The organism is Epilithonimonas lactis (assembly GCF_900110605.1).
GTDB classification, from domain to species: domain Bacteria; phylum Bacteroidota; class Bacteroidia; order Flavobacteriales; family Weeksellaceae; genus Epilithonimonas; species Epilithonimonas lactis.
On the sequence record NZ_FOFI01000001.1, the window covers coordinates 416510 to 438232 of the forward strand.

24 protein-coding genes are annotated in these 21723 nt (G+C 38.1%); 13 read left to right on the forward strand and 11 right to left on the reverse strand.

Features of this window, described 5'->3' with window-relative positions; translation table 11 throughout:
- Positions 1–17 precede the first annotated feature (17 nt).
- The 6 genes from porN (at position 18) to BMW39_RS02005 (ending at position 6850) form a co-directional block, all read left to right on the forward strand.
- Complete coding sequence (gene porN / locus BMW39_RS01975) at positions 18–1235, forward strand: type IX secretion system ring subunit PorN/GldN (protein WP_074719280.1); 1218 nt, start codon at positions 18–20, stop codon at positions 1233–1235.
- Positions 1236–1293: 58 nt separating this feature from the next.
- The gene (locus BMW39_RS01980) at positions 1294–2328 is read left to right on the forward strand and encodes an NAD(P)/FAD-dependent oxidoreductase (protein ID WP_034976800.1); all 1035 of its coding nucleotides are present in this window, start codon (positions 1294–1296) and stop codon (positions 2326–2328) included.
- Between the two features lie 81 nt (positions 2329–2409).
- Positions 2410–3123, forward strand: a complete 714-nt coding sequence (locus BMW39_RS01985; RefSeq protein WP_034976801.1) for a phosphoadenylyl-sulfate reductase — start codon at positions 2410–2412, stop codon at positions 3121–3123.
- Between the two features lie 17 nt (positions 3124–3140).
- Entirely contained in the window at positions 3141–4049 is a 909-nt protein-coding gene (gene cysD / locus BMW39_RS01990; RefSeq protein ID WP_034976803.1) for a sulfate adenylyltransferase subunit CysD, read from the forward strand.
- Between the two features lie 254 nt (positions 4050–4303).
- Positions 4304–5542 (forward strand): sulfate adenylyltransferase subunit 1, encoded by a 1239-nt coding sequence (locus BMW39_RS01995; protein ID WP_034976804.1) that lies wholly within the window; start codon positions 4304–4306, stop codon positions 5540–5542.
- 15 nt (positions 5543–5557) lie between these two features.
- Positions 5558–6850 (forward strand): TSUP family transporter, encoded by a 1293-nt coding sequence (locus BMW39_RS02005; protein WP_083391864.1) that lies wholly within the window; start codon positions 5558–5560, stop codon positions 6848–6850.
- 172 nt (positions 6851–7022) lie between these two features.
- On the opposite strand, the gene BMW39_RS02010 is transcribed toward BMW39_RS02005, so the two are convergent.
- Complete coding sequence (locus BMW39_RS02010; RefSeq protein WP_034976806.1) at positions 7023–7538, reverse strand: PepSY domain-containing protein; 516 nt, start codon at positions 7536–7538, stop codon at positions 7023–7025.
- 16 nt (positions 7539–7554) lie between these two features.
- The gene (locus BMW39_RS02015) at positions 7555–9462 is read right to left on the reverse strand and encodes an ABC-F family ATP-binding cassette domain-containing protein (protein ID WP_034976808.1); all 1908 of its coding nucleotides are present in this window, start codon (positions 9460–9462) and stop codon (positions 7555–7557) included.
- 299 nt (positions 9463–9761) lie between these two features.
- Between BMW39_RS02015 and BMW39_RS02020 the strand changes: the two genes are divergently transcribed.
- Together BMW39_RS02020 and BMW39_RS02025 are read left to right on the forward strand one after the other, a co-directional pair.
- On the forward strand, positions 9762–10586 hold the full coding sequence (locus BMW39_RS02020) for a carboxypeptidase-like regulatory domain-containing protein (protein ID WP_034976809.1): 825 nt from the start codon (positions 9762–9764) through the stop codon (positions 10584–10586).
- A 38-nt stretch (positions 10587–10624) separates the two neighbouring features.
- The gene (locus BMW39_RS02025; protein WP_083391866.1) at positions 10625–11404 is read left to right on the forward strand and encodes an alpha/beta fold hydrolase; all 780 of its coding nucleotides are present in this window, start codon (positions 10625–10627) and stop codon (positions 11402–11404) included.
- A 3-nt stretch (positions 11405–11407) separates the two neighbouring features.
- On the opposite strand, the gene BMW39_RS02030 is transcribed toward BMW39_RS02025, so the two are convergent.
- From BMW39_RS02030 to BMW39_RS02040, 3 genes are all read right to left on the reverse strand, one after another.
- Positions 11408–11686: a type II toxin-antitoxin system YafQ family toxin gene (locus tag BMW39_RS02030; RefSeq protein ID WP_034976812.1), complete on the reverse strand. Its 279-nt coding sequence runs from the start codon at positions 11684–11686 to the stop codon at positions 11408–11410.
- Complete coding sequence (locus BMW39_RS02035; protein WP_034976813.1) at positions 11683–11898, reverse strand: hypothetical protein; 216 nt, start codon at positions 11896–11898, stop codon at positions 11683–11685. The genes BMW39_RS02030 and BMW39_RS02035 overlap by 4 nt, the downstream gene beginning before the upstream one ends.
- A gap of 66 nt (positions 11899–11964) precedes the next feature.
- On the reverse strand, positions 11965–12825 hold the full coding sequence (locus BMW39_RS02040) for a GH25 family lysozyme (RefSeq protein WP_083391867.1): 861 nt from the start codon (positions 12823–12825) through the stop codon (positions 11965–11967).
- 133 nt (positions 12826–12958) lie between these two features.
- Here BMW39_RS02040 and BMW39_RS02045 point away from each other — a divergent pair, with 133 nt between their 5' ends.
- Both BMW39_RS02045 and BMW39_RS02050 read left to right on the forward strand, forming a co-directional pair.
- On the forward strand, positions 12959–13300 hold the full coding sequence (locus tag BMW39_RS02045; RefSeq protein ID WP_034976815.1) for a hypothetical protein: 342 nt from the start codon (positions 12959–12961) through the stop codon (positions 13298–13300).
- Positions 13301–13448: 148 nt separating this feature from the next.
- Complete coding sequence (locus tag BMW39_RS02050) at positions 13449–14099, forward strand: LolA family protein (RefSeq protein WP_034976817.1); 651 nt, start codon at positions 13449–13451, stop codon at positions 14097–14099.
- Positions 14100–14209: 110 nt separating this feature from the next.
- Here the strand turns inward: BMW39_RS02050 and BMW39_RS02055 are convergent, their stop codons facing one another.
- Both BMW39_RS02055 and BMW39_RS02060 read right to left on the reverse strand, forming a co-directional pair.
- Positions 14210–14794, reverse strand: coding sequence for a DUF3109 family protein (locus tag BMW39_RS02055; protein WP_034976819.1), 585 nt, complete (start codon positions 14792–14794; stop codon positions 14210–14212).
- A gap of 14 nt (positions 14795–14808) precedes the next feature.
- A complete protein-coding gene (locus BMW39_RS02060) occupies positions 14809–15714 on the reverse strand; it encodes a DUF6427 family protein (RefSeq protein ID WP_034976821.1) in 906 nt (301 codons plus the stop codon).
- 42 nt (positions 15715–15756) lie between these two features.
- Between BMW39_RS02060 and BMW39_RS02065 the strand changes: the two genes are divergently transcribed.
- On the forward strand, positions 15757–15990 hold the full coding sequence (locus tag BMW39_RS02065; RefSeq protein ID WP_034976822.1) for a hypothetical protein: 234 nt from the start codon (positions 15757–15759) through the stop codon (positions 15988–15990).
- Positions 15991–16081: 91 nt separating this feature from the next.
- On the opposite strand, the gene BMW39_RS02070 is transcribed toward BMW39_RS02065, so the two are convergent.
- The 4 genes from BMW39_RS02070 to BMW39_RS02085 all read right to left on the reverse strand — a co-directional run bounded on the left by BMW39_RS02070 (position 16082) and on the right by BMW39_RS02085 (position 18982).
- A complete protein-coding gene (locus BMW39_RS02070; protein WP_034976823.1) occupies positions 16082–16525 on the reverse strand; it encodes a universal stress protein in 444 nt (147 codons plus the stop codon).
- A 102-nt stretch (positions 16526–16627) separates the two neighbouring features.
- The gene (locus BMW39_RS02075) at positions 16628–17236 is read right to left on the reverse strand and encodes a fumarylacetoacetate hydrolase family protein (RefSeq protein WP_034976824.1); all 609 of its coding nucleotides are present in this window, start codon (positions 17234–17236) and stop codon (positions 16628–16630) included.
- Positions 17237–17326: 90 nt separating this feature from the next.
- Positions 17327–18091 (reverse strand): 3'-5' exonuclease, encoded by a 765-nt coding sequence (locus tag BMW39_RS02080; protein ID WP_034976825.1) that lies wholly within the window; start codon positions 18089–18091, stop codon positions 17327–17329.
- Between the two features lie 180 nt (positions 18092–18271).
- The gene (locus BMW39_RS02085; protein WP_034977872.1) at positions 18272–18982 is read right to left on the reverse strand and encodes a CDP-alcohol phosphatidyltransferase family protein; all 711 of its coding nucleotides are present in this window, start codon (positions 18980–18982) and stop codon (positions 18272–18274) included.
- A 117-nt stretch (positions 18983–19099) separates the two neighbouring features.
- Here BMW39_RS02085 and BMW39_RS02090 point away from each other — a divergent pair, with 117 nt between their 5' ends.
- Positions 19100–21019, forward strand: a complete 1920-nt coding sequence (locus tag BMW39_RS02090) for an LTA synthase family protein (RefSeq protein ID WP_034976826.1) — start codon at positions 19100–19102, stop codon at positions 21017–21019.
- A gap of 164 nt (positions 21020–21183) precedes the next feature.
- The gene (locus BMW39_RS02095) at positions 21184–21600 is read left to right on the forward strand and encodes a DUF2147 domain-containing protein (RefSeq protein WP_034976827.1); all 417 of its coding nucleotides are present in this window, start codon (positions 21184–21186) and stop codon (positions 21598–21600) included.
- The last annotated feature ends 123 nt before the right edge of the window (positions 21601–21723 follow it).

The following is a 21723-nucleotide window of genomic DNA, read 5'->3' on the forward strand; positions in this document are numbered from 1 at the left end:
ATATTTCAATAATTATTATGAAAAAGATTATATATAGTTTAATTTGTCTTTCCTCAACGATGGCTTTTGGACAAAGTAGCATTCTTAATGCTGGTTCTCCTCAAACATTCCGAGAAGACCGTGAGGTTAAGAAAGATAGTATTACACCTCTTAAGTACGGATTTATCGAAGATAAAGACATCTTGAGAAGTATGGTTGTATGGGAAATAATTGATATGAATGATAAGATCAATCAGCCTTTTTATCATAACAGTGATGGTCTTGTAACACAAAACAAATCGCTATATCAGATTTTATTGGACGCTGTTAACTCAGGTAAAATAAAAGAAGTGTATTCCGGCGATGACTTTACAACAAGATTGACTCCCGAGGGAATTGCTGCTGCAACGTCTGTTCCAATGGTCGATAATTATTTTATCGAAACATTGAATGCGAACAAGATCTCAGATGCAGAAGCTCAAGGCTTATTAAAGTATTTTACTTCAGTAAAAGGTACGGATAACAAGCAAGTGACCGGATTATTTATGAAGTATTCCACAAGGCTATCTGATGTTTTGGAATTTAACGGTTCTGCTCAGCCAGCTGCCACAGAGGAAACTGTAACCACTGGCAAAGGAAAGAAGAAAAAAACAGTTAAGAAAACGACCAAAGCACCAGCTATCGAGCCTGGAACAATGTTGGTAAACTTGGACGGATCTTGGTACAAGATCAAGAAGTCCGATATCGATGCTAATGTTGGATTCTCTGAAACTAAAACTGAAAAAGTGAAAGCTTTGAAGTTGATGGGAATGTGGTACATCGATAAGAGAGATACTCAACTTAGATACAGATTGCTTGGTATCGCTGCAATGGGAGAAGATCCAAATGCTGCGATATTGAAAGCTGAAAGAGCACAACAGATGCAAGAGTCTGGAGCGCCAATGGATCCATCGATCTTGAATGAAGCCGGTGATCTGATCGACCTTTTCTGGATCTACTATCCGGATGCAAGACAGGTATTGTCTAGCAACTATATTTTCAACGCGAAGAACTCAACTTCTGATATCACTTTTGATGATGTCTTGAATGCAAGAAGATTCTCAGCTGTGATCTATAAAGCTGACAACGGTCTTGGTAGAGGTGGAAGTGGAGTGATTGATGAATACATCCCGAACGACGCCGACGGACAATTGGACGAAAGCGACAGGATCAAAGCACAGATCCTACAAATGGAAAATGATATGTGGAATTACTAAGATTTCTCATATTCCAAATAGAAAAACCTGAGTATCTTTACTCAGGTTTTTTATTTTTATGAAGCAGATAGATTATATTATTGTCGGAGGTGGTTTTGCAGGGTTTTTTCTTGCACATCAATTGCAGAAGGAGAACAGGTCTTTTGTTATTTTTAATGGAAGACAAATTTCCGGGTCATACATCTCCGCAGGTGTTTGTAATCCTGTCATCCTAAAAAGATTCAGTACTTTCTGGAAGTCCAAAGAACAAATGGATTATCTGGAAACGATCTTCTCGGAAATAGAATCCTACACCGGGAAAAATTACATCATCCATGAACCCGTAGCCCGGATTTTCCACGATGAAGCTGAGAAGAAACAATGGCTCAAAAATTCAAAGAAAGAAGATCTTAAATCTTTCTTGGATAATGATTTTATCACTTTAGAATCTGTAGAAAATCCACTGGAATCAGGAGTTGTAAAAAATTCCTGTAGAATAGATGTAGAGAATTTCTTTAAAGATATGTTCCAGTATTTCGATGCAAAAGGCGTTCTCATCAATGAGTCTTTTGATCACAATCTCGTTGATTTTGATAATTCAACTTACAAAGATCTTCAATTCAAACATATCGTTTTCTGTGAAGGCATTCATACCAAAGACAATCCATATTTTGACACGATTCCAATTCTTCCAAACAAAGGGCATTGCCTGGAAGTAAAAATTGATCGGGCAATCGATCCGTACATCATCAAGAAAAAACATTTCTTATTCTCACTTTCGGAGGATCGATTTTATTATGGTGGAACCTACGACCGCTTTGATCAGACATCAGATATCAATTCCGAATTTGTACAAGAATTAGAAACAGGACTTCAAGCTTTTTATAAAGGCAATTATTCCATCAACAAAGTCAGGACAGCGTTCCGCGCAACAGTTGATGACCGTCGTCCAATCCTTGGAACACATCCGGAATTCAAAAATCTTCACATTTTCAACGGTCTCGGCGCAAGAGGTGTTCTGAACGGAACCTATTTTTCCAAAGTGATGTGCGATTATTTGGAGAAAGATCTAGACCTTGATCCGGAGGTCGATGTAAAAAGATTTTATGAATAAGGTCTTTTCGTATTTCATATTATACTAATTTGGTAAGATATATATGAATCATTAACTTTGCAACCAGCAACGATTAAAAAAATGAACGAAGATCTAAAGTCCATCTTTCAAAACCTAATTCAAAACAACATTCAGAACAATTCTATCGAAGAAGTTCTGGATCATCTAACCGACCTTTTCCACCAAGATATCTGCTTTTCCACCAGTTTCAGTATGGAAGATCAGGTCATCACAGATTTTGTTAAGGATTCCGAGATCAAGATTTTTACATTGGACACAGGCCGCCTTTTCGAGGACACTTACAACACTTGGAATTTAACGAGGTCAAAGTACAAAGTCAATGTCAAAGCCTACTATCCAGATCAGGAAGAATTGGAACCGTTCATTCAGGAAAAAGGTCCCGATTCTTTTTACACCTCGGTTGATAACAGAAAAAAATGTTGCGAGATCAGAAAAGTTCATCCGCTGAAGCGCGCTTTGAAAGGCAACAAAGTTTGGATCACAGGTCTGCGGGCAGAACATTCGCCAGATCGTGAGAATCTCCAGCAATTTGAATGGGATGAGTCCAACCAGATCATTAAGTACCATCCGATTCTTTTCTGGACCACCGAGCAGGTCAAAGATTACATCAAACAAAAACAAATTCCCTATAACATCTTACACGATAGAGGTTTCGTAAGCATCGGTTGTGCGCCTTGTACAAGAGCGATCCAGCCAGGTGAGGATTTCCGCGCTGGCCGCTGGTGGTGGGAAGATGCCAACAAAAAAGAATGTGGCCTTCACGTTCACAAATAACTATTTAACAGAACAAAATGTCAAAATATCAATTGGATTATCTAGAGCAACTGGAGTCCGAAGCCATTCATATTTTCCGCGAAGTTGCCGGCCAGTTCGAGCGCCCAGCTTTGCTTTTCAGCGGAGGGAAAGACAGTATCACGCTGGTTCACCTTGCACTCAAAGCTTTTCGCCCTGGAAAATTTCCTTTCCCATTGGTTCACATCGATACAGGCCACAATTTCCCGGAAGTTCTGGAATATCGGGATCAATTAGCCGAACAGATCGGTGAAAAACTGATTGTAAGAAAAGTGGAAGACACCATCAAGGAAAAAGGTTTGACTGAACCAAAAGGCAAACTGCCAAGCCGCAATGCCCTTCAAACCTTCACACTTCTAGACACCGTGGAAGAATTCGAATTCGACTGCTGCATCGGCGGTGGAAGACGCGATGAGGAAAAAGCCAGAGCAAAAGAAAGGATTTTCTCGGTTCGAGACGATTTCGGACAGTGGGATCCAAAACTTCAACGCCCCGAATTGTGGAATACCTACAATGGAAAGATCCACAAAGGCGAGCAGGTGAGAGCATTCCCGATCAGCAACTGGACAGAACTCGACGTTTGGAATTACATCTTGAAAGAAAACATCCAATTACCATCGATCTATTTTTCCCACGAGCGAGAAGTTCTCAATTTCGACAGCCAGTTCATCGCAATGAATGAGTTCGTCAATCTCGAGGAAAGCGATGTCGTGACCACAGAAAAGGTCCGCTACAGAACCGTTGGCGATATGACCTGCACCGCCGCAGTCCTGTCAAATGCCGCGAATCTGGAAGAAGTGATCGCAGAGATCATCACCACCAAAACCAGCGAACGAGGCGAAACCAGAATCGACGACAGAACCTCCGAAGCCGCAATGGAAGACCGTAAAAAAGCTGGCTACTTTTAATTATTAATGAAAAAATTATAAGTGATGAATGATTAATCGCGAATGAATTCTCAATATCATTTATCAATTATCCATCATCAATTATAATGAGGAGCCGGGAACCTGCTGTCCACTGTATCTTTTTCTCGGTGCCTAAGCTTGCCCGACCCCACCGAGAAAAAGGATGCCGTTCCCATCAGGGCTATGGAGCAATTCAAAACAATTATAGTTGCAAAATAGACGATCAACTATCAACCAACAACTGACAACGAAAAATGGACATATTAAGATTTATAACAGCCGGAAGTGTAGACGACGGAAAAAGTACACTGATTGGTAGATTATTATACGATAGCAAAAACATTCTCATCGACCAGCTGGAAGCCGTAGAACGTGCCAGCAAATTCAAAAATGATGGCGAACTGGATCTGGCTTTGCTTACAGATGGTTTGCGTGCGGAGCGCGAACAAGGGATCACCATCGATGTGGCTTACAAATATTTCTCTACCCCAAAACGAAAGTTCATCATCGCAGATGCGCCAGGTCACGTTCAGTACACGAGAAATATGATCACAGGCGCGAGCAATGCAGCTTTGATCATCATTCTAATTGATGCCAGAAACGGGATCATAGAACAGACCAGACGCCATTCCATCATCGCATCGCTCCTCAACATCCCGAATGTGGTGGTGGCGATCAACAAATTAGATCTTGTCAACTATTCCGAAGAGATCTTCAATAATATCAAAGAGGAATATTCCAAAATCGCAGAGCAGCTGTCGCTGAACAATGTGGTCTATATTCCGATCAGTGCTTTGGACGGCGACAATATTGTGGACAGATCCGAGAAATTATCTTGGTACGAAGGGAAAACTTTGCTAGACCATTTGGAGACTGTGGAATTGGAAAATACGATCAACCTTGATAAAGCCAGATTTCCTGTCCAATACGTCATCCGCCCACAGTCAGAAGACTACCACGACTACCGCGGTTATGCCGGAAAGATTACCAGCGGCATCTATAAAGTTGGAGACGAAGTGACAGTCCTACCTTCTGGAACCGAAAGTAAAATCTCTGCGATAGAAATAGATCAGAAAAACGTGGAAGAGGCCTTCGCACCGCAAAGTGTGATCCTCCATTTGGAAACGGATGTCGATATCAGCCGAGGCAATCTGATTGTCAAGTCAGATGATTTGCCAAAGCTCGAACAGGAATTGGAAATCCTGGTCTGCTGGATGGGCGAAAAACCATTGAAGATCGGTTCGAAATACCTGATTCAAAACAACACGACCCAAACCAAAGCCGTGATCAGAGACATCGAATATAAATTAGATGTCAACACGCTGGAAAAGCACGAGGTGGAGCAGGTTTCTCTTAATGAGATCGTAAAGTTGAAACTCAAGACTGCAAAACCATTTGCTTATGATGCCTACAAAGATCTGCCTTCAAACGGTGGCATCATCTTCATCGATGAGACGAGTTTTGTGACCGTTGGCGCAGGTTTGATCCAATAATTTAAATCTGATAATTTGAAAACAAAGATCTCACTTCCAATTTTCATCAACGCATCCACCAACAAGATCCTGATTGTTGGAGGTGGGAAACTGGCGTCGGAACAGCTCAATGATATGATGCAGAATATTCCGGAGGCTGATATCAGTGTCCTGGCCAAAAGGCTTTCAGACGATATCAAAAACCTGTTGCTGGAAAATACTTCCATCAAGATCATCAATGACGATTTCAAAGATGAATATTTGGAAATGGCAGATCTGTTCATTGTCGCAACAGAAGACCCAGCGCAAGATCAGCTCATCATCTCAAAATTAAGGGAACACAAGAATCTATATTTCGCACCAAACAACCCGACAGAAAGCGACTTTACCTTTCAGACAGACGACGATCAGCACGAGAAAAAAACCATTTTCCCGATCAATAATGAGAAGAAATGGCGAAGAACCGCCACCGTATTCTTCCTCGCTTTCGTCATCCTTTTGATTGGAAATATCCTGTCTTTTTACATCGGTTTCAAAGATTTGGAGGTCGCTTACCAATATTTGAACGCCAATACAGACGAACGTTTTTTCTGGCTGTTTCTCGTCGGATTTTTAGCACAATTGATTGACGGTGCCCTGGGGATGGGCTATGGCGTGACTTGTACTGCAGCTCTGTTGTACATCGGAATTCCACTGCCCGCAATCAGCAGTAGTATTCATACCGCCGAGATGTTCTCAAGTGGCGCATCTGGTTTCAGTCATTATAAGTTTGGGAATATCAACAAGAAATTATTCAAAAACATCCTGATTCCAGGCGTTTTAGGCGCAATATTGGGTGCATTAATGTTATCTTATTTGGGAGAGAAATATGCAGGAATTATCAAACCAATTCTCGCTCTTTATACATTCATCCTCGGAATTAGAATTTTGCTGAATGCCTTCAAGAAAAATAAAATCAGAAAGAAAACCAAAAGAGTAGGTTGGTTAGCTGGAGCTGGCGGATTCCTGGATTCCTTCGGCGGAGGCGGTTGGGGACCATTGGTAACATCAACTTTAATTTCGAAAGGAAAAACGCCACGCTACGTCATTGGAACCGTGAGCTTGACCGAGTTTTTCGTCACTTTCGCCAGTGCGTTGACCTTCTTTTCCGTCATCGGAATCAGCCATTGGCAACTCATTGCAGGATTGATTTTGGGTGGTGTTTTAGCTGCGCCTATTGCCGCAAGATTAGCGGGTAAATTACCTTTGAAAGCAATGTTCATAGGCGTCGGCGCCATCGTCATCATCTGGAGCTTGAATGTTTTACTCAAAACTTTCCACATCATATAGAAAATTTAGGGCAAATCCCTCGCCCACGCTTGTCATCCTGAGGCTCTCGAAGGGCCACCGCTCGGGTCGGGCTGTCCGTTACTATCTTTTTCTTGCCTCAGCTTTTGCCTGCCCAAGAAAAAGGATATCCACTTCCATCCCTTTTGCAGCTGACGCAAATAAGAAGCTAAATTTATAAAAACGTCAACAGCAAAGCAATCACAATTCCTAGCGCTGTGAAAACCATTCCACGTTTGAAGACCTTGGATTTAGGTGGGAACATCCAGAAACTGGAAATCACAAAGAACAATAGACAGATGCCGAAAAATGTGTTCAGCGGAGAAAGTGCATTCTCAGATTTTGCCTTGTGAAGTTTCGTCATTTTATCCCAAACAAAAGGCAATTCTTTCTTCGTATAGTCCGCTTTTCCTGTTGTAGAATTATAAGTGCCTTCTTTAAAATAAAAGACGCCGTTCTCCCTTTTGGTCACTTCAAAGTTCTTGATTTTCGTCTCTTCACCAACCTGTTTTTCGGTCAGATTTTTCTCAAAGACCTTCTCGTAATGATTTTCTCTCTTCAAAAAATCCGTATCACGGTAAACGAGAATCACTCCGCTGATGGCGTAGACAGCCATAATTCCCGCCATCAAATATCCAAGATATCTGTGAACGATTCTCATAAAACTTCTCGTATCCTTTATCTTATCCATAGAATTTTTATTTGATTTAATCCTGCAATTCCAACCAACGCAATTCGAAATTCTCTAATTTTTTAGAGAGGCTTTCCAATTCCGCTGAGAATTTTGCAATCTTTTCGTAATCAGTTTCGTTGTTCAATTCGTCGAGTATTTTGCTTCGTTGCTCTTCCAATTTCGGCATTTCCTTTTCGATTGTTTCCAACTCGTGTTGCTCTTTGAAAGATAATTTCTTCTTTGGTTGTTGGTTGTTTGTTGGTTGAGGATTTGCCACAACTTGCACAGTCGATTTTTCTTCCGACTTCTGACTTCCGACTTCCGTCTTTTCTACTTTAGGACTTTTCTCTTCGTTCTTCAGGTTCTCTCTGTACTCAGAGAAATTCCCAACAAACTCTTTTATTTTTCCGTCACCTTCAAAAGCTAGAACGTGGTCCACAATTCTGTCCATAAAATATCGGTCGTGAGAAACGATAATCAAACTTCCCTGAAAATTCTGAAGGAAGTTTTCCAAAACCGTCAAAGTCGGTAAATCCAAATCATTCGTAGGTTCATCAAAAATCAAGAAATTTGGATTCTGATAAAGAATGTACATCAAGTGCAATCTGCGTTTTTCTCCTCCCGAAAGTTTCGAAATCGGTGAGTATTGCGTTTGGTCATCAAACAAGAATAATCTCAAAAACTGAGAAGCAGAAATTGTTTTTCCATTGGCCAATGGGAAATTCTCCCCAATTTCTTTGATGAAATCAATAACGCGTTCATCTTCTTTATAGGTCAAACCTTTCTGCGCAAAATATCCGAACTTAATTGTTTCTCCGGTTTCAATTTCACCTGAATCTTTCGGTTCAAAACCTTGGATGATATTTAATAAAGTCGATTTTCCAGCACCGTTTTTCCCAACGATTCCCACTTTTTCACCTCGTTGAAATTGATAAGAAAAATCTTTGAACAACACTTTCTCACCATAACTTTTATTGATGTCTCGAAGTTCAAGGATTTTGTTCCCCAATCTTTTCATTTCGAAATCCAACGCCAAAGTTTCTTTTCTCGTGTCGGTTTTCGCTATTTTTTCAGTTTCGTAGAAGTCATCTTGACGCGATTTTGATTTCGTGGTTCTCGCTTTAGGCTGTCTTCGCATCCATTCTAATTCCTTTCTGTAAAGGTTGTTGGCCTTATCAATCGTCGAATTCAAATTGTCCTCACGAATCATTTTATTCTCAAGGTAAGTCGCGTAACTTCCGTTGTGGAGATAGAGATTTCCGTCTTCCATTTCCCAAATCTTGTCACAAACGGCATCCAAGAAATAACGGTCGTGCGTCACCAAAAGCAAGGTGATTTTCGCCTTACTCAAATAATTTTCCAGCCATTCTACCATTTCCACGTCCAAGTGGTTGGTCGGCTCATCCATAATTAATAACGTGTGGCGATGTTCCGCTCTGGTTTCTGTCAAAAGTTTTGCCAATGCAATTCTCTTGATTTGTCCACCAGAAAGCGTTCCCATTTTCGCCGACAAATCGGTAATTTTAAGTTGAGAAAGAATCTGTTCCATCTCATTTTCCAAATCCCAAGCCTTATGGATTTCCATCTCAGCCAAAGCCGTTTCCATATCATCCGGATTTTCCGAGGTCAAAGCGTGGTGATATTTTTTTAAAGCCAAAATAGGTGCAGAATCCAAAGTCATCATAAATTCCTCGACAGACAATTTCGGGTCAAAATCAATTTCCTGGTCAAACAAAACGACTTGGATGTCTTTGTTAATTACCACTTCACCACCGTCCGCAATTTCTTTTCCCATCAGGATTTTCAGAAGTGTGGATTTTCCGCTTCCATTTTTGGCAACGATGGCAATTTTGTCGCCTTCGTTTACGTGGAAGGTAATATTTTTGAACAGAACTTTGACGCCGTAAGATTTGCTAAGATTTTCTGCAGAAACGTAATTCATTTTGGGTTGGATGATGGAGGTTAAATGCTGGAAGTTTTTCCAGCTGCGAAAGTACGAAAATGAAATTTTAAAATTCAGATAATCATAATTATTTGGGCAGCTTTATCCGTCTTCCACTCCCAATCTTTTTGCCAGCGCTTTTCCCCTCGCAAAAAGGATTTCCGTTCAAGCCGGGCTGCGAAGATTCTACGTTTCATTGACATCTTTAGAAAAATTTAACGAAAACCAAAACGCATTTAACCTTTTCTTGAGATAATAGAAATGGGAAATTTCAGATGTTTGCAATCAAATTAAACTCTATGAAAAAACTCAACTTTCTGTTTGCCATCTTCGCATTTGCCGCTTTTCACGCACAAACCATTTCCGGAATTGTCCTTTCAAAAGAAGATAACACACCAATTCCTTACGCTAAAATTGGGATTATGAACGATGGTTCTGGAATTCAGGCTGATGAAAATGGGAAATTCCAAATTCAATTGGACAATGTTTCGAAAGACAAAGAATTGATGGTCGATGTTCCAGGCTACAAACAGTTCCGAAGTTCTGTGGAAGATTTTGCAAAACAGAATCCTCACACTATTTATTTGTACGAAAAAGTCACCAATATTCAGGAAGTTGTAATCGTTCCCAATAATTACAAAGACAAAAATATGGGCGTGAACAGCAAATCGAAATCTGTGATGTTTACGCCGAATATGGAAAAAGGAAATTCGGTTGTAGAAGAAACAGCGGTGGAATTCAGTTCCAGCAAAAAACTGAAAATCACCAAAATCAATATCAATTTTTCCAGATTCGAAGCTACGACGCCCATCAAAGTTCGTTACACGATTTATGATGAGAAAGATGGCAAACCAAACAATCTGATTTTGAATAAAGACATCATCGCCACGATTAATAAAGACAAATTGGATAATTCTACTTTTTCTGTGGATGTGAGTGGTGAAAAAATCTGGCTTCAAGGCAAATTCTTCGTCGGGATTCAGTTTATTGGACAGTCAGATGGGAAAGTGGCTTTGAGCGGTGCGCTTTTCAGGTCGGGATATTACCGTTCGTTCTATGGCAATTGGGAAAAAATCGGAATGGCAGCGCCAGCTATCAACATTGATGTGAAAGTGAAAAAGTAGTTTGATTTATTTCTACATTTGACCATTAATCAAATCCAATGAAAAATATACTGTTTTTAGTCTTGTTATGCAGTTGCATTTTCGGTATTGCCCAAGTTTCAGATTTTGGTAAAAATAAAAAAGTTGGAAAAGTACTTCATTTGAAAGATGCCGATATCTATTACGAAATTTACGGAGAAGGCGAACCATTATTTTTGCTTCACGGAAATGGTGGAAGTATCGACGCTTTTACGAAAGAAATTCCGGAGCTTTCCAAATATTTCAAAATCATTGCGATGGACACGCGTGCTCAGGGAAAAAGTACGGATACTTCGACTGAACCTTTGACGTACATTAAGTTTGCGGATGATGTAAAAGCTTTGGCGGATGAATTGAAATTAAAGAAAATCAATATTCTCGGCTGGAGCGACGGCGGAAATACGGCGATTGAATTTGCAATCAAATATCCAAAAAAAATCAATAAAATCATCACAAGTGGCGCCAACGTTTTCCCGAATGGCGTAGGAGAAAGTGAAGTCGAAAATATGAAAAAGGACGCCGCGAAAATGAAAGCTGAAAACAAACCTGAACGTGAGATTCGCCTGCTTCAATTGATGATTGACGAACCAAAAATCACCACGGAACAACTCAACGAGATCAAAGCGAAAGTCTTTGTTTTAGCAGGAGAAAATGATTTGATTTTGCGTTCGCATACAGAATACATCGCCAAAGAAATTCCTAATTCCAAATTGAAAATCTACAAAGGTGCTTCACACGGCGTTCCGATAGAAAGAGCGGAAGAGTTGAACAAAGATGTGACTGAGTTTTTGAAGAAGTAAAGCTTATTTGAATAAATCGGAATGTGTGCCAGTTCTGGTGAGAGAAACCAGTTTAATTTCTTCGTCTTGTTTCCAAATCAAAAGCCAATCTGGTTGGATATGACATTCCCAATAACCTTTGAAATTTCCTTTTAAAGTATGAGGTTTATAGCTGCTTGGAAGTTTCCCATTTTTTTCGAGTAATATGACAACCTCTTTGAATAATTCCAGGTTAAGTCCTCGTTTCTGAGCTAACTTAATGTCCTTTTTTATTTTGCCAGTATACTCGATTTCGTAACTCATATCCCCAATTCTTTGAATAAATCTTTGGAGTTTTTCACTTTGAAGGTTTTACCTTTTTCAACATCTTCAATAGCTTTGATGGTCGCCGAATTGGGTTCGTTTTCATCAACTATTTCCACACCTTTTTTTTCATCGATTCCAATTTTTATCAATTCCAAAAGTGCTTTCCCGTAACTTGTGCGCTTGTTTATTTTTAGCTTGATTGTTTCCATTTCTATTCTATTAACACAAAGATACAAGAAAATATTATTGAATTAATATTGATAATTTATCAAAAATCAATCAATCGTCATCATTTTCAAACTCCAAAGATTTCCATTGTAAATATCCAAATCGACTTTGGAATTAATCCCGTAAACAATCCCGTTTTCTGAAAATTGCCAGAACTGAAATTCATCATCTGGTGAAGGCGTCGGGACATCGTTGTAATTCGCCAGCCAAAGCGGATAATCATCGAATTCACCTTTCAGATAATCTTTGTAATAATGGTAGTAGGTGTAGATGATGGGTTTCTCACCGTATGTTTCTTCCATTATTTTAATCCAGACCTTGAGGTCAGAAACCAATTGTTCTTTTGATTTCTTTCTTGGATTTTTTTCGATGTCAAGAATTGGAGGCAAATCGCCAGATTCCAATTTTGCAACAGAAAGAAAAGAATTTGCCTGCATTATCGGGTCTTCATCAGGACGATAAAAGTGGTAAGCACCTCGGATGAGACCGTGGTGTTTTGCCGTTTCCCAAAAATGGTCAAAGTTCTTATCCAATTTTCGATTGCCCATACTTGCTCTCAAAACAACGAATTTTAAAGGAATAGTTCTATTTCCTATGCTTAAACTATCCCACTGGATATCTTCTTTTCTTTGATAATGAGAAATGTCGAACCCAAAAGTCTGATTGGAATAGAGACCAACGATTTTATCAATTCTCGCTGATTCCTTTTCCGAGTTCGTAAGATTCTTGTGTTCGAAGTGTTTTCCTAAATAGTAGGAGAAGTAATAATTTATTTTTTGCCTTAGATAAAAACCTGTACCGAGCAGAGACACCAAAAGAATCAACAGAAGAATCCAACGCTTTTTGACAAAAACATTTTTTCTTTTCTGATGGATTTTCCGCTTCGTAGATTGGTTTGCCTTTGCCATAAGTTTTGCAAAAATATTATATTTCCCTTTTGAAAAAGAACAAGATGAATTTATTTTTAAAATTTAAAATATTGATTAATTTTTTTGGCTTACTTTGTGCTTAGAATATCATATTAATTTAAAATATAAAAAGATGAAAAAGAGAATCTTATCAGCAGCCGCATTTCTATTTGTAGCAGTTGCAATGAATGCCCAAACTGTAAAACAGGAAGTGAAAAAGGATGCGAAAGCTGTAGGAACGGCAGTTGAAAAAGGTGCAAAAGCAACTGGTGAAGGCGTGAAAGATGGCGCAGAATGGGTTGGCGATAAAACCAAAAAAGGCGCCAAAGCAACTAAAAAAGGTGTGAAGAAAGGCGCAAAATGGACAGGCAAAACAGCAAAAAAAGGTGCTAAAGCCGTAGAGAAAACGGCAGTAAAAGGTGCTGACGCCGTAAGCGACACTTATAAAGACGTGAAGGCGGATATCAAGAAATAGAATTAGTTCAGAAAGACTTCAAAATTTGAGGTCTTTTTTTGTAACATTTTACTATAATTGATAACTAAATAAAAGACAATATTTCACGAAAGGAATATTTGATCTTAGAAATTTGACTAATTTTATTCAGGAAAAAATTTAAAAAAATATGAAACGAATCATTTTGACATTCGCATTATCGGTTATGATGGTGGTAACGATGTCTGCACAAGCGTTGCCAACAGCAAAACAAATCATTGATAACTACGTGACTGTTCTTGGTGGAAAACAAAAATTGGAAGCTGTAAAAACACTTTCTATGAAAAATACCATCAGCGTGATGGGAATGGAAATGGAAGGAAAGACCTTGAAGAAAGATAACAAGTTCAAATCCACACAGTCTATGATGGGACAGGAGATGGTTCAGGTTTTTGATGGCGAGAAAGGTTATGCATCTCAAATGGGTCAGAAAATGGATCTTCCTGCAGACCAGATATCAAAACTAAAGACAGCTAAAATAATGGATGCATTAGGATTGGATCCTGCGAAAATCAAAACTGTTGAGAAAACTCAGATTGACGGAAAAGATTATTATTTGCTTTCTTCAGACGATTCCAAATCTTACTTCGATGTGAAAACTGGATTGCTTTTCAAGACTGAAAATGACAAAGGCAATATGACCATCAACAAATATACCGACGTGGACGGAATCAAATTCGTGGAAGAAATGTCTGTAGATGCAGCAGGACAGCAGATCAGTGTCAAAAATTCTGATATCAAGATCAACCAACCGATCTCTGATGACGAGTTTAAATTGTAAAAGGAAAAATGTATTTTGTACAATGTACAAATGCCACTAAATAAAAAAGGAGTCCAAATTGGATTCCTTTTTTTTGTCTCTAATCTCCTATCTTAAGATTTCCTGTCTGATTAAGAATTATATTCTTTTTCCCATTCTTCTGCGGCGTCGCAAAGGGTTTTGTAAAATTCTTCGCCGTATTTGCGGATGAGCGGCTCTTTTAGGAATTGATAGATCCTCACTTGTAATTCTTTCCCCAAAGTACAGGCATCATTACAAATTTCCCACTCGTGATAGTTTAGCGCGATGAAGGTTTTATAATCATTCACTCTTATTGGATAAAGGTGACACGAAATTGGTTTTTTCCAATCAACAACGCCGTCTTCGTAAGCTTTTTCGATACCACATTTCGTTGTGCCTTTCTCATCAAAAATAACGTAAGCACATTCGCTTCCGTTAACCAATGTCGTCACGTAACCGCCGTCATAAGGATCTATAACCCAAGTTCCTTGTTCCTCGATGGCTTTCACGCCTTCTGATCTGAGGTAAGATTTTATTTTCGGGAAAATTTCCTCAAGAATTGGCAATTCGTCTTTGTCGAGTGGTGCGCCAGTGTCGCCGTCTACGCAACAAGCGCCTTTGCATTTGGTAAGGTTGCAGACAAAGCTCTCTGCAAATATATCTTCGGAAATCAGTTTATCATCTATCTGGATCATTCTTCATCAATTATTTAATATTGTGCAAAATTAGCGATTTTAAATGCTGCCAAGCAAAAAACAACGATCCAAAGTCCCAATTCCTGCATCCAGTATTTTGGAAGGAAACGCAACATTCGGCTGATAATAATGCTTACAGGCAAAGCAAGTAGCAAAAGATATTCGTAATCATAGCCCATATAGAAAATGATCGTGATCAATTGCGCAAGCGAAAAAACCAGGACAAAAGTATATTTGTATCTGCTGATAGGACTTTTCTCATTATAATGTTTGAAGTGATCGGAAAGCGAGTAGATGATCATCAAGGCAATCGGGATCAAAATATATAAAGGATAGTAAGATCTCAACATTTCAAATGAAGCTGAAAATGGTAGATAAGAACGGTCCCATGTGGTAAAATGTATCAAGTACATCACACCAAAATAACTCAAGACAATCAAAATGGCCCCAAATAAAAGTCGAAACATGTTAAGACCAATTCGTCCGGAAGTTCCGATGATATGGAAGATGACGAACACAGCCATTGGCCAACTGGGCGGGAAAACGAGAAATGTAAAAGCCAGAATTGCACCTACAAGCATATATGAACTTTTCCTCAATTGGTCATTTTGACTCGTCAAGATCAATAATAAAATGGAGCTCATCAAGAAAGTACAGGCCAAACCCAGATTGATGGTTCCATCGTAAAAAGCAACCACAAAAACCGTGTAAAGAAATAATGGAAGATGGGAAAATTGGTTTAATGCGATCGCATTGAATAAAAAATATCCCAAACTGATCCCGGTGAATGTAATTAAAGTCGGAATAAGGGTTATGTTTTTGAAATCTAATAAGTTAAGTGATAGGAATATCAGAAACAAAGCGCCAATGTAGGCTGGAACAGAAAAAATATTGCTTTCTTTTGAAAGTAATCGAAACATTTTTTATAAATTTGTGCAAAGTTAATTTAAAAAAAGAAAAATATGACATCTTTCTGGTTAGCATTAAGTGCAGCTTTCAAATGGTCTTTCGGATTCTATAATCTTTTTGGTAACGTTCTGAACTGGGTGCTGTTTCTTGTAGCAACAGGATTTTTCTGCTACTGGTGTTATATTTTGGTAGTGACTTTGGGGGCTCAAAAGGACAAAGATTACTTCTCTCCAACAGAAGGTAAAAATCCATATTACGACCCAAAAATTTATAAAAACGAAGGTTAAATAAATTGATTATATAATAAAAAACCCGTCTTGTTTTTGCAACGAGACGGGTTCTTTTATTTTAATATCTTGGTTCTTATTTCTTAAGAAATTATTCTTCATCATGACAAGGAACAACCAGAACAGGAATCTTTGACTTTTTAGTGATCTCTTTCGTCAGACTTCCGATGAAAACATCATAAACACCGCTTCTGCCGTGCGAACCTACCACGATGTAATCTCCATTTTGTTCATCTGCAAATTCCAAAATCGTGTCGCCAGCGATGCCTTGTTTTAGGATGTGATTACAAGTGACGCCTTGTGCAACCACTCTTTCCTGAATTTTATTAAGCTCTTTCAATTCGTATTTGATCTCATTTTCTTCAACTTCAGGAAAATATTGGAATCCCATATCACCGATCACAAAACCAATATCTGTCGCCGCAACGTGAATCAATTGGATTTCGGCATTGACTTCTTTCGCAAAATTGATGGCATAATCTACCAATTTATTTGAGCTGTCGGAAAAATCTACAGGTAAAATAATTTTTTTCATAATCTAAGGTTATAAGCTACAAAGTACAAAAATTTAGCCATTATAAAAAGAATTTAACTGATAACCGTCAACTATCAACCAACAACCATCAACTAATTCTGACTATTGAATCTTTAAACTGAACAATTTTTTATCTTCCAAATAAGCTTCAAGCAGATCATTCTCAGAAACTTTCCCAACACCTTTTGGCGTTCCCGTGAAGATCAGATCGCCAACTCTCAAAGTGAAATATTGAGAAGCAAAAGCAATGATATCCTCGGGACTGAAAATCATTTCACTCGTGTTTCCGTCTTGAACTTTCTCATTGTTCTTGGTCAATGAAAATCCAAGATTTGTCAAATCAAAATTGTCTTTCGAAACAAAATCTGAAACCACCGCCGAACCATCAAAACCTTTCGCCAATTCCCAAGGCAAACCTTTGTTCTTTAGTTTTGTTTGTAAATCTCTTGCGGTAAAATCAATTCCCAACCCGATTTCTTCATAATGATTTCCTGCATTTTCTTTTTGAATATATTTTCCACCTTTTGAGATTTTCAAAACCACTTCCAATTCATAATGGATGTCATCAGAAAATTCAGGAATGTAGAAATCCGAACCTTTTTTCAAGATGGCGGTGTCAGGTTTCATAAAGATCACTGGATCTTCAGGAATGTCATTTCCCAATTCTTTGGCGTGCTCGCCGTAATTTCTTCCTACGCAGATTATTTTCATAATATTAATGTAACAATTTATCAGTATAACAATGTAACAATCTTTAATTCCAAATTCTTACGCTATTCGATTTTCACCATGGTAATTTAATTAAAACCTGGATTTCAGCTGGATTTTTGTAAATATTTTCTTAGTATAAAGCGGAAAATCAGCGCTTTGAAGCCATCCATAATAGCCAATATCTTTTTGGAAAACGTCCTTTACAACTTGTCCTTTATATTTCCCAAAAGCAAAAATCTCCTGGTCTTTGTCATTAAAATGAATCATTCCAGCCAGATCCGCAAACTTGCTGTGGAAAGAGAATTCACTCAGGCCAGCAACTTCTTTTGGTAAGTCTGCGTAATGACCAACTTGCGCATCCAAAACTTCGAAAGTCGCCAAAACATCGGCTTCCGCAGAATGCGCATTCTCCAAAGTTTTTTGACAATAAAAATTGTACGCGGCGGAAAGATTACGTGGTTCCATTTTGTGATAAATGGTTTGCGCATCCACCAATTTGAATTTGCTCAAATCGAAGTCCAAACCAGCACGCAAAAGCTCTTCTGCCAAAAGTGGCACATCAAAACGGTTGGAATTGAAACCGCCCAAATCAGCGCCGGAAATCATTTCCAGAATTTTCGATGCAATGTCTTTGAAAGTTGGTGCGTTCACAACGTCCTCGTCGTAGATTCCGTGGATGGCGGAAGATTCTTTTGGGATTGGCATTTCTGGATTTACTTTCCAGGTTTTACTTTCTCGAGATGCGTCCGGATTTACTTTCAGGATGCAAATTTCCACGATTCTGTCTTTTCCAACGTTGGTTCCCGTCGTTTCCAAATCGAAAACGCAAAGTGGTTTATATAGTTTTAAGTTCATTATTTATAAATGATTGTTGATGAATGATTATTGATGAATTTTTTGTTCTCGCAGATTTGCCTGATTAAGCAGATTTTTCTAAAATAAATCTGCAAAATTTGCTTAATCTGCGAGAAATATTTTTATAATGTTATGATTTTAAAATCTTCCAGCCTCTATCTTCCAGCCACCAACTTTTGACTACTTCAATTGTTTTTGAAATATCAATGAAATCAAAATGTAATAGATGATGACTAAAGGAATTCCGACTGTTTTGAAAATTAGTAAAATCAAAATTCCGCCAATCAGCAAAGCCAGTTTTGGATAATTATCTTTTAATTGTTTTGATTTAAATTTCATCGCAATCATCTTGATTGGACTGATTAGGAGCCAAGAAGAAACAACGGTTAAAATCAATAGATAAATTTCATTTTCAAATAGGAAACTGAAAGCGCCAGTTTCTTTGAAAGCATAAAATAATCCGAAAATCAAAATCGTGTTGCTTGGCGTATTCAAACCTTTGAAGTAATATTTTTGGTCATCATCCAAATTAAAAATCGCCAATCTAAGACAAGAGAAAAGTGTGATAATGAAACCTAAATATTTTATCCACGGTATAAATTCGGGAAGACCAGAAAGCGTCAAGTGTTCCAATACAACAAACATTGTAATCCCAGGCAAAAATCCAAAACTTACCATATCTGCCAAAGAATCCAATTGTCCGCCCAGATTACTGCTGGAATTCAGTGCTCTTGCAATAAAACCATCGAAAAAATCGAGAACCAATGAGATAATAATGCAAATCGCAGTTGTTTGATAATCGCCCGAAATAAGGTGAACAATCCCAACGCAACCCGAGAAAAGATTCCCTAAAGTAAATGCGTTGGCAAGGTTGTTTTTGATGAAATTCATATCACAAAAATAGGAAAATAGTTGGAGGATGGAGGTTGGAAGATGGAAGTTTTTCAGGTGTGTGGAAAAACTTCCATCTTCCATCATCTGACTTCCCACTTTTCGTAATTTTGCAAAATGAAGAATTTTAGAGGGCAGGAAGTTTTGGCCTTGGTTTACAGACTTTTTTTGGTGTTTTTCTTTTATCAAATGGCGAGATTCCTGTTTTGGTTTTTCAATCAGGAATTGGTGAAGGTCGATGGCATTTCGGAATATTTCAAGCTATCTTATTACGGGACTGCGTTTGACACAACTGCGATTCTTTATGTGAATTCGGTTTTCATTCTGTTAAGCATCATCCCGATTGTCATTAATACAAAAAAGAATTATCAGAAATTTCTCTTTTTCTGGTACTTCATAACAAATGGATTTACTTACGCTTTCAACTTTGGCGATATGATTTATTATCGATTCAGCCAAGCGCGATTGACTTCTGCTGTTTTTTCTGTAGCGAAGAACGAAAGTAATATTGGAAAAGTCTTTTTCAATGCGGTTTTGCACAATCCTTTTGTGATTGTTTCCTTTATTTTAATGATGCTCTTCTGGATTTTACTTTACAAAAAAATGAAAGTGGAAGAGGAGAAACCTAAAAATTTAATCAAATATTTTGCCTCATCTGTTGCGATTTTGTGTGTAATAGCACTTTTAGTGGTTGGCGGAATTCGTGGTGATTTCAAACATTCCACAAGACCAATTAATCTGGTTGATGCCAACAAACACGTCAGCAATCCTTTGCAGGGAAATCTTGTTTTGAACAGCGTTTTCTCTTTTTTTAGAACCATTAATACCAACAACTTCAAGCTCGTCAAATTTGTTGATGAGAAATTCATTGAGAAAGAAATCAAACCTTATAAATTATATGAAAGGGAAGTTGAGAAGAAACCAAACGTTGTCATTTTCATTATGGAAAGTTTCGGGAAAGAATATTCTGGAGCGTTCAATAAAGATACAAAAATCAAAGATTTTGTTTCCTACACGCCATTTCTCGACAGCTTGGCAAATGAAAGTTTGATTTTCACCAATGCGTTTGCGAACGGAAGACAATCCATCCACGGAATGAGTTCGGTTCTGGCAGGAATTCCGAGTTTGACCGATGCTTTTACGAGTTCACCGTATTCCAATCAAAAAATCCAATCGATTGTTTCGGTTTGTAATGATTTGGGTTATGACACGAGTTTTTACCACGGCGCACCAAATGGCTCAATGGGTTTCCAAGGTTTTGGGAATATTTTGGGTTTCAAAAATTATTTCGGGAAAAATGAATACAATAATGACAAGGACTTCGACGGAATGTGGGCGATTTGGGACGAACCATTTTTTCAATATTTTGCTAAGAACATTGGGAAAAAGCAACCTTTTATGTCCACAATGTTTTCGGCTTCGTCTCACGACCCATTTAAAGTTCCGGAGAAATATCAGAATAAATTCAAATCTGGACCATTGCAGATCCACGCTCCAATTCAATACACAGATTATGCGTTGAAGAAATTCTTCGAAACGGCGAGCAGACAACCTTGGTATCAGAATACAATCTTTGTGATAACTGCGGACCACACCAATCAAATCCATTATGAGGAATATCAAAAAGCGATGAATAGATTTGCTATTCCACTTTTGTTTTTTTCTCCAAATCCAAAATATAATTTGAAAGGAATTGATGACCGTTTCGCCCAACAAATCGACATTTATCCAACTTTGGCCGACCTGCTTGGTTATAACAAAAAAATCAGAAGTTGGGGAAGGAGTTTGGTTTCCGATAAGAATGAAGATCATATGATCATCCATTCCGATTCCATCAATGAGCAAATTGTAATTGGAAACTACGTTTACATTTTTGATGGAAAAGACGTGACGGGAATCTATCACAAAACAGATCTTGCCTTATCCAAAAATCTCTTCAGCAAAAACCTTAATCCAGAACAAAAACTTGGTATCCTGAAAACAAAGGCGTGGTATCAGGATTATATGGATCGCGTCATCAACAGAAAATTGTATTAAAATAAAGGTGTTTAATATTTAAAAATTCTGTCAATTGGCTTTATTTATGCTTTGGATAGCAAATAATTCTTGTTTGTTTAAAATTAATTTATATTTTTATCAATATTAATTTAACGTTAACAAGTTAATCACATCAAACAACAAACAAACTTAAAATAAAGACAATGAAAAAATTACTTTTAACATTTGCCTTATCATTCATCGGCGTTCTTTCATTCGCTCAAATCGAAGGAAAATGGAAAACCATCGATGACGAAACCGGAAAACCAAAATCCATCGTAGAGATTTCCAAAGATTCCAAAGGGAAATACAACGGGAAGATCGTACAACTATTGATCAAACCAGAAAATGCGAACTGCGTAAAATGTAAAGATGACCGCAAAAACAAACCATTGATCGGATTAGAGATCATCCGTGGTCTTTCAAAAGATGGGAATGAATTCTCTGGCGGAACCATCACCAATCCAAAAGACGGAAAATCTTACAAAACAGAGCTTGTACGTGAAGGAGATGTCCTGAAAGTAAAAGCCATTGTATTGGGAATTGCCGTTAAAACGCAAACTTGGCACAAAGTGAACTAACAATCTTTATGATAATTGACAGGCTTCCAGATGGGAGCCTTTTTTGTTATGCAGATAATAAAAAAATTAATACTTTTGTATTTCGAAATTTAACAAAGAACATTTTCATAATCAATATTACAT

Bases quoted from the DNA above. Each gene is read 5' to 3' on its own strand.
- BMW39_RS02020 (WP_034976809.1), top strand. From the start codon at position 9,762: ATGAAAAAACTCAACTTTCTGTTTGCCATCTTCGCATTTGCCGCTTTT.
- BMW39_RS02095 (WP_034976827.1), top strand. From the start codon at position 21,184: ATGAAAAAATTACTTTTAACATTTGCCTTATCATTCATCGGCGTTCTT.
- BMW39_RS02080 (WP_034976825.1), bottom strand. From the start codon at position 18,091: ATGAACTTAAAACTATATAAACCACTTTGCGTTTTCGATTTGGAAACG.
- BMW39_RS02025 (WP_083391866.1), top strand. From the start codon at position 10,625: ATGAAAAATATACTGTTTTTAGTCTTGTTATGCAGTTGCATTTTCGGT.
- BMW39_RS02015 (WP_034976808.1), bottom strand. From the start codon at position 9,462: ATGAATTACGTTTCTGCAGAAAATCTTAGCAAATCTTACGGCGTCAAA.
- BMW39_RS02060 (WP_034976821.1), bottom strand. From the start codon at position 15,714: ATGTTTCGATTACTTTCAAAAGAAAGCAATATTTTTTCTGTTCCAGCC.
- BMW39_RS02030 (WP_034976812.1), bottom strand. From the start codon at position 11,686: ATGAGTTACGAAATCGAGTATACTGGCAAAATAAAAAAGGACATTAAG.
- BMW39_RS02070 (WP_034976823.1), bottom strand. From the start codon at position 16,525: ATGAAAAAAATTATTTTACCTGTAGATTTTTCCGACAGCTCAAATAAA.
- BMW39_RS01980 (WP_034976800.1), top strand. From the start codon at position 1,294: ATGAAGCAGATAGATTATATTATTGTCGGAGGTGGTTTTGCAGGGTTT.
- cysD (WP_034976803.1), top strand. From the start codon at position 3,141: ATGTCAAAATATCAATTGGATTATCTAGAGCAACTGGAGTCCGAAGCC.
- BMW39_RS02035 (WP_034976813.1), bottom strand. From the start codon at position 11,898: ATGGAAACAATCAAGCTAAAAATAAACAAGCGCACAAGTTACGGGAAA.
- BMW39_RS02050 (WP_034976817.1), top strand. From the start codon at position 13,449: ATGAAACGAATCATTTTGACATTCGCATTATCGGTTATGATGGTGGTA.
- BMW39_RS02065 (WP_034976822.1), top strand. From the start codon at position 15,757: ATGACATCTTTCTGGTTAGCATTAAGTGCAGCTTTCAAATGGTCTTTC.
- BMW39_RS02090 (WP_034976826.1), top strand. From the start codon at position 19,100: ATGAAGAATTTTAGAGGGCAGGAAGTTTTGGCCTTGGTTTACAGACTT.
- BMW39_RS02075 (WP_034976824.1), bottom strand. From the start codon at position 17,236: ATGAAAATAATCTGCGTAGGAAGAAATTACGGCGAGCACGCCAAAGAA.
- BMW39_RS02045 (WP_034976815.1), top strand. From the start codon at position 12,959: ATGAAAAAGAGAATCTTATCAGCAGCCGCATTTCTATTTGTAGCAGTT.
- porN (WP_074719280.1), top strand. From the start codon at position 18: ATGAAAAAGATTATATATAGTTTAATTTGTCTTTCCTCAACGATGGCT.
- BMW39_RS02055 (WP_034976819.1), bottom strand. From the start codon at position 14,794: ATGATCCAGATAGATGATAAACTGATTTCCGAAGATATATTTGCAGAG.
- BMW39_RS02085 (WP_034977872.1), bottom strand. From the start codon at position 18,982: ATGAATTTCATCAAAAACAACCTTGCCAACGCATTTACTTTAGGGAAT.
- BMW39_RS02010 (WP_034976806.1), bottom strand. From the start codon at position 7,538: ATGGATAAGATAAAGGATACGAGAAGTTTTATGAGAATCGTTCACAGA.
- BMW39_RS01995 (WP_034976804.1), top strand. From the start codon at position 4,304: ATGGACATATTAAGATTTATAACAGCCGGAAGTGTAGACGACGGAAAA.
- BMW39_RS01985 (WP_034976801.1), top strand. From the start codon at position 2,410: ATGAACGAAGATCTAAAGTCCATCTTTCAAAACCTAATTCAAAACAAC.
- BMW39_RS02040 (WP_083391867.1), bottom strand. From the start codon at position 12,825: ATGGCAAAGGCAAACCAATCTACGAAGCGGAAAATCCATCAGAAAAGA.